7 protein-coding genes are annotated in these 6,463 nt (G+C 69.2%); 4 read left to right on the top strand and 3 right to left on the bottom strand.

Annotation, left to right across the window (positions count from 1 at the left end; translation table 11 throughout):
• On the top strand, positions 1–236 hold a 236-nt coding region (locus Q1N79_RS06320; RefSeq protein ID WP_300605520.1), incomplete at its 5' end, for an alpha/beta hydrolase.
• Positions 237–249: 13 nt separating this feature from the next.
• Here the strand turns inward: Q1N79_RS06320 and Q1N79_RS06315 are convergent.
• Positions 250–831, bottom strand: a complete 582-nt coding sequence (locus Q1N79_RS06315; RefSeq protein WP_300605518.1) for a hypothetical protein — start codon at positions 829–831, stop codon at positions 250–252.
• The gene (locus Q1N79_RS06310) at positions 828–1,997 is read right to left on the bottom strand and encodes an ImmA/IrrE family metallo-endopeptidase (RefSeq protein ID WP_300605516.1); all 1,170 of its coding nucleotides are present in this window, start codon (positions 1,995–1,997) and stop codon (positions 828–830) included. Before Q1N79_RS06310 ends, Q1N79_RS06315 begins: the two co-directional genes overlap by 4 nt.
• Positions 1,998–2,266: 269 nt before the next feature.
• On the opposite strand from Q1N79_RS06310, the gene Q1N79_RS06305 reads away from it, so the two are divergent.
• Positions 2,267–2,899: a hypothetical protein gene (locus tag Q1N79_RS06305; protein WP_300605514.1), complete on the top strand. Its 633-nt coding sequence runs from the start codon at positions 2,267–2,269 to the stop codon at positions 2,897–2,899.
• Here the strand turns inward: Q1N79_RS06305 and Q1N79_RS06300 are convergent.
• Entirely contained in the window at positions 2,874–3,638 is a 765-nt protein-coding gene (locus Q1N79_RS06300) for a hypothetical protein (protein WP_300605513.1), read from the bottom strand. The two genes, Q1N79_RS06305 and Q1N79_RS06300, sit on opposite strands and share 26 nt — an antisense overlap.
• 364 nt (positions 3,639–4,002) lie before the next feature.
• Here Q1N79_RS06300 and Q1N79_RS06295 point away from each other — a divergent pair, with 364 nt between their 5' ends.
• Positions 4,003–5,517 (top strand): MFS transporter, encoded by a 1,515-nt coding sequence (locus tag Q1N79_RS06295; RefSeq protein ID WP_300605512.1) that lies wholly within the window; start codon positions 4,003–4,005, stop codon positions 5,515–5,517.
• Positions 5,518–5,546: 29 nt separating this feature from the next.
• Positions 5,547–6,463: DNA topoisomerase IB (locus Q1N79_RS06290; protein WP_300605510.1), on the top strand; the 917-nt coding region annotated here is incomplete at its 3' end.

Genomic DNA, 6,463 nt, shown 5'->3' with positions numbered 1-6,463 from the left:
GGTATCCGGAGGAGCTGCCCGTGCTCGCCGGGCTGCTGCCGCGGATCGCGACCCCGGTCACGATCATCGCCGGCCGCCGTGACCGCGCCGTCCCGCTGGCCAACGCGGAGTTCCTCGACGAGCGGCTGCCCGCCAGCCGCCTCGTGCTCCTCGATGCCGGGCACTTCGCCTGGGAGGAGATGCCGAAGGAGTACGCCTCGGCCATCCTCGACTCGATCACGGGCACCCGACCGTAACCCAGCGCAGGCCCTACTGCCAGGGGCCGAGATCACCTGCGAGCAGGTCAACTGACTTCAACTGCATGTGCATTCGATCTTGTGCCTGCAGGATCTCCAAATAAGTGTCAGCCATGGCTACATCGATGCCGCTTCCGGCAATGGTAAGCAATTGGGCCATTACGCCAACGGTGGAGCTTGTCCTGACTCCTCGCTTTCGCGCCTCGCCCCTGGCGCCGTGATCATCGCTGATCAGGCGTCCGGTTCCAGCCCACTGGAGCAAGGCAATGCTCGCCGCCTCGCCCAGATGGTCAAGCGCGGAATTGGCGCTGCCAGCTGCGATGTCCCGCTGGATGCTTTCTGTCGCGATAATCAGGTCTATATCGGTCATCTCGATGGGCGCGCCGAGCCACGTCGCTGCCCAGTTTGTAGCACGCCCTGCCTGTGGGTGCGGGGGTCGGCGTCCGCGTTGCCGTACAAGTTCGTCGTGTGCAGCCCGGACCCACCCGGCACTCCCCTCGTAGCGGTTGCGGAAGATCGCGGCGACCGGCGCGCAATAGGACAGGTTGATGATTGAGCATGTATCGAGCAGCAGCTTTGGTATCTGGTTGGTCACAGGTCCGCCAGGTCATCGGCCGGCGCTGGCGGACGGATGTCATTGGCGGCGAGACGGGCAAATAGGCGTTCGGGAGACTCGTCAGCTAGTGCGGCGAGGGTGCCTATGCCGACCCGGCCACTCTGGTAGCCAGCCTGAGCGGCGCGCCACAGACGTGCGGGAATGCGTCTCGACTCGTCCGGCTTGGTCAGTTCCTCTGGTGCCGGGTCATTCGCGATGCGAAGTACCGCCGACACTGGCTGTTCCAGCCAGGCATCGCGCGCTTGTGTGCTGAGCAGTCCCACGCTGGGGCTTGCAAGCCTGTAGAGCAGCGCCGAGAAGCTGACGCCAAAATGGCGCATCAGTCCCGATAGCACTGTTTCGTCAATAGAGCGACCAGCGATTACGTCGGTCAAGCCGTCGGCTGGCATCAGCAGGGCCGCGGCGAACGCGTTCGCGCGCCGCTCCATGGGGTTGCTGCTGTCGTACAGGTCGCTGTCGAGTACTATCTCCCTGGGATCGCGGAGCAGATGATGCGCCAGCTCGTGTGCCGCGGTAAATCGCTGGTGGCCGCGCGGGAATGCGGTGCTGATCAGCATCATCGCAATGCCTTGACCGTGAGCACACAGACCGCTGACGGCATTGCCCGTCGGCCAAGCGACAACGTCGAGTCCGAAGTGCTGCTCCGCCAAGTCGGCGACGTTCGCGATCGGCGCCCGGCCGAGGCCGAGTCCCTGCCGTACGAGATTGGCCAGTGTCTCGCCGTCCTGCCATGGCGCACGGCTAGACGGAATGCCCTGCATGCCGATCATCGTGAGCACGTCCTGCCCGGAAGGGGTTGGGCGGCCCTCCCGGAGTCCGGTCGCGTTGACTAGCGTCGCTTCGGCCTCAAGCAGTTGCCGCATTCGCCGTCGTGACGGCAACGTGTCATCGGCCTGTGGTGCGTCCATGACCCTGGCCGCCAAAGCCAGACTGCTGCTGGGCTCTACGCCAAGGATTTCTCCGAGGCTGACCTCCAGGGCATCGGCTATCGCGGCGACCTCGCTGACCTCCAGCCGCCGGGTACCGTGTTCGATCTTTGACACCTGCGACCGCGAAAGGCCGAGAGCAGCACCAAGCTCCTGACCTGTCATTCCGCGCGCCTCGCGGAGAGCCGCGACGCGTGCACCAAGCTCCCTCGCATCCATGGCACAAGCATACGTCCTGGTTCCTATTATAGAAACATCTGGTTTGGGCTGTTTCCCGGTTGCCGGCGAGCTAGCGGATCGCCATCGAGGCCGGCCGCTGCTCAGCCAGGGGCCACCGTTCGGCTATCGACGCCGTGGTGACCCGGGATGCCGGTTTTCGCGGCCCATCAGTGCCGCCCACAGCGCCAGGGCCGAACCTGCCGGCGCTCTTTCGCGTGATCAGGGTGTAGGCCCCGCAACCCGTTGACGTAGCGCGTCAGGGAGTTCGCATGAGACCCGTCACCGTCCGACGCCCGGGTACCGCCGCGGCGGCAATCGCGGCAGGCCTGCTGATGACCATGCTGGCAGGCTGCGGCAGTTCGCCCACCGTGCCGAGCGTCCCCAGCACCATTCCCACCCCCGCCCTGGCCGGCGGCCCAGTGGCGGGCGGCGCCACCGGCCCGGCATCCCCTGCGCCGTCGGCCTGCTCCCTGCTGCGGTCGGCCGACGTGCTCGCCGTTGCCGCCACGTTCCGGGACATCACGATCAGCATTGACGGCCACATCCAGTCCAGCCAGCCCCCGCTCAACGTGTGCGGCTTCAACCAGAAGGGCGTGTCCGCCTCCGACGACGGCACGCTCACGGTGGCCGGCGACTCGTGGGCTCAGTTGACCGTGATCGCGGACGGCAACGACATAGGCGATTACAGCCCCGACGGCCCCGCGATCCACGGCCTGGGCTACGCCGCATACTGGGACCCGGGGATCGACACCGTCGTGGTCCTGGTAGGCCAGAACGTGTTCCAGGTCGAAGACGACGTGCCGGTCAACACGGTCATCTACCCAAACCTGGATGCCGTCCGCCGGCAAGCCGCGAGCGCCCTCGCCGCCAAGATCCTCAGCCACCTGCAGCCAGCGGGCTGACCTCGTGGATTATCCAGATGTTGGGCTCCCAGTACTCGCCCGTGTCCTTCTCCCTGTCGATGCGCACGGTGGCCAGGCCCGCCGGGAACACGTAGTCGCCTGTCTCCGGGAACCGCATCCTCGTCCAGGACTCCCAGTCCGCGACGGTGCCGGCGATGTGCAGGGACTTCGGGATCACCGGGCCGATGCGGGCGCCCATCCGGACATGCACCCGCACCCACGGATCGAGGGGTGACCCGTCGTCACGGGCCCAGCGGGCGTAGCGCTCGATAGGGATCGTGGGGTACCGGTCCTTGTGGCTCGGGCGGACCGGCGCGATCAGGTGCGCCAGGCCTGCCTCGCGGGTGAGGGCCGCCATCGCCGTCAGCATGACCGGGGCCAGCCCCCTGCCCTGGTAGCGCGGCGGCACCTCGGCCGCCAGCGCGCTGGCCGCCGTCGGCTGGCCGCCCGCGGCCCGGAGCGCGAAGGCGCCGGCGATCGTCGCGTCGATGCCAGGGCCAAGGCCCTCATCGGTGCCGTCCCAGGCCACAGGGACCGTGTGGCCCTCGGCCAGGATCGTCTGGTCCGCCGGGTCGACGAGCAAGAACTGCCACTCGGGGAACACGTCGTACAGCCGGTGCCAGTAGTAGTTGAGCACGTCGCCGTGCAGGTTGTACTCGGGCCACACGCCGTCGAATAGATCGCCAAGGCCGTCCCAGAGTTCCGGCCGCTCGCTGTAACGGACAATCCCCGGATCCACACGAGAAGTATCCGCCAGAACCTGTTGCGTTCCGGCGGAGCCGCGCAGCAGGCTGCTGCGCTGGATCTCGACAGCGGCCGCCACAGAAGGGATTGGCGGTGGGGCCCCCAGCGACAAGCCAATTGGTGGTGGGGCCCCCACCACCAATAACGGCGCGAGCCCGCCGTCCCCCGGCAATAACCGAGCGGGTCGCCATGCCGCTGCTGTCAGCAAGCGGCGGCGTGATGAGACGCCACGGCTCGTTCGGGTACATGGAAAGGAGCAGCTGGGGTGCGGGCCTGGCGGGGATCCCCAAGTGCTGCCACAGAATTAGCTTCTATGGAGGCATAACGCTGGTCAGCGGCCGGCTCGAGGAGTGCCAGACTTGTCAGTTCTGCGGCGTCAGCGCGGTACGCGGCCGGCGGCAGCAGGCCCGGACCGGGAAAGCCCGGGCCAGCCCGGGCGGGCCGGGCAGGCGATGGCGCTCATCTGCTGCGCTCAGTTCGTGCTGCAGCTCGACTTCAGCATCGTGAACGTGGCGCTGCCGACCATCCAGGACGACTTGCACATGGCCGCTGCCGAGCTGCAGTGGGTGGTGACCGGCTATGCGCTGACGTTCGGATCGCTGCTGCTGGTGGGCGGCCGGATGGCCGACCTGTTCGGGCGGCGGCGGATGCTGGCTGCCGGCCTGATCGTGTTCGCGCTGGCCTCGCTGGCCTGCGGCCTGGCGCAGTGGCCGGTGATGCTGATCGCGGCGCGCCTGGCGCAGGGGGCCGCGGGCGCGGTCGTGTCGCCGGCCGCGCTGTCGCTGCTGACCACGACCAACCCGGAGGGTCCGGCACGGACGCGGGCGCTGAGCATCTGGCAGGCGACCACCGCGGCGGGCGCGACCGCCGGGATCGTGGCCGGCGGCGTGCTGACCCAGTACCTGGGCTGGCGGGCGGTCTTCCTGGTCAACCCGCCGCTGATCGTCATCATGCTGGCGCTGATCAGGCGGCTGCCCACGGCCGCGGGGGCGGGCGGGGCCCGGCTGGACTACCGCGGTGCCCTGCTGGTGACGGCCGCCATCGCGGCCCTGATCTTCGGGCTCAGCTACGGCCAGCAGCACACCTTCACCGCGCCGGTGACCATCGCCGCGCTCATCGCGGCCGTCGTGTTCGGCGTCGCGTTCGTCCGGGCGGAACTGACCGCGTCCGCGCCCATGCTGCCGCTGGCCATCTTCTCCGCGCCGTCCCGGCGGGCGGCGGTCGCGGCGATGGTGATGATCGGCGCGGTGCTGGCCGGCTACGTCTACTTCGTGTCCCTGTTCCTGCAGAAGGTGCTCCACTTCAGCCCGCTGCAGACCGGACTCGCGCTGGTTCCCTCCACGGTGACCGTCGTCGTGATGTCAACGCTCGGCACCCGCCGGCTGCTGGCCCGGCTGCCCGCCTGGCAGGTGCTGCTGGCCGGCCTCGCCTGCCTGGCAGGCGGGCAGCTGTGGCTCGCGCAGGTCTCGGTCACGGCCACCTACGCGACCGTGGTCCTGCCCGGCCTGCTTTTGACCTCGCTCGGGATCGGCCTGGCGCTGCCGACCGCGTCGATCGCGATCACCAGCGGCGTCCGCCGGGAGGACCAGGGACTGGCCGGGGCGCTGTTCACCACCAGCCAGCAAACCGGGGCCGCCGTCGGGCTGGCCGTCCTGGCCACGGCGGCCGCGGCGCGGACGGCCCACGCGGCCGGCTCGCTGGCAGCCGGGTACCGGCTCTCGTTCCTGATCGCGGCCGGCGTCATAGTCCTGGCCGGCCTCCTCGTGGCCATCCAGATGCGCCCCCGCGCCAAGCGCGATCCCCGCTTGCATGAGCCGACCGCCGGTGGCACGCCGCAAGTCACGCTCGCCGAGTGCCAGCTCCGCAACTGCTGACGGCAACTGGTTCAGGGTAGGCAATAGTGGTGGCAGACCCCGCGGCGGTAGCCGGCCTGACGCGCGTCGACCCGCGCAATCCTGGCATCACGCGGGTACGCGCCGGCGACGGCTTTGCCTACCTGGACCCGTCCGGCGCGCCGGTCAGCGACGCCGAGACGATCCAGCGGATCAAGGCGCTGGCCATCCCGCCCGGCTGGACCAGCGTCTGGATCTCGCCTGACCCGCTGGGGCACATCCAGGCCACCGGCGTGGACAGCCGTGGCCGGACCCAGTACCTGTATCACCAGCTCTGGCGCGAGCAGCGCGATGAGCAGAAGTTCGCGCACATGCTGCGGTTCGCCGCCGCGCTGCCCCAGCTGCGCACGGCGACGCTGCGCGACCTGCGCAAGCGCCGGCTGGACCGCGACCGGGTTGCGGCCAGTGCCGTCCGCCTCATCGATCTCGGCTTGTTCCGGATCGGCGGCGAGCGCTACGCCGAGCTCGATCACCATTACGGGGCCGCCACGCTGGAGAAGCGGCACGTCAGCGTGCGACGAGACGGCCTCGTCTTCGATTACGTCGCCAAGGAAGGCAAGCGCCGGGCCATCACCGTCAACGATCCGGCGGTGCTGCCGACGGTGCGCGCGCTCGCCCGCAGCGACAACGGGCTGCCGGCGCTGTTCTGCTTCCAGGCGGCAGGCTCTGCATGGCGCCCGCTGCACTCGCACGATGTCAGCGCCTATGTCGCCGAACACGCCGACGGCCACTTCACGGCCAAGGAGTTCCGCACCTGGAACGCCACCGTCCTGATGGCCCTGCTGCTGGCCGCGGCGGACCAGCCTTCCTCGGCACGGGCCGCCAAGAACGTGGTCAACGCCAGCGTCCGGGGCGTCGCGGACTGGCTCGGTGACACCCCGGCGGTTGCCCGCGCGTCGTACATCGACCCGCGGCTGATCACGCTCTA

Source organism: Trebonia sp. (assembly GCF_030042015.1).
Taxonomy (GTDB): Bacteria; Actinomycetota; Actinomycetes; order Streptosporangiales; family Streptosporangiaceae; genus Trebonia.
This window is presented reverse-complemented; position numbering and strand designations above follow the sequence as displayed.

Bases quoted from the DNA above. Each gene is read 5' to 3' on its own strand.
- Q1N79_RS06310 (WP_300605516.1), bottom strand. From the start codon at position 1,997: ATGGATGCGAGGGAGCTTGGTGCACGCGTCGCGGCTCTCCGCGAGGCG.
- Q1N79_RS06305 (WP_300605514.1), top strand. From the start codon at position 2,267: ATGAGACCCGTCACCGTCCGACGCCCGGGTACCGCCGCGGCGGCAATC.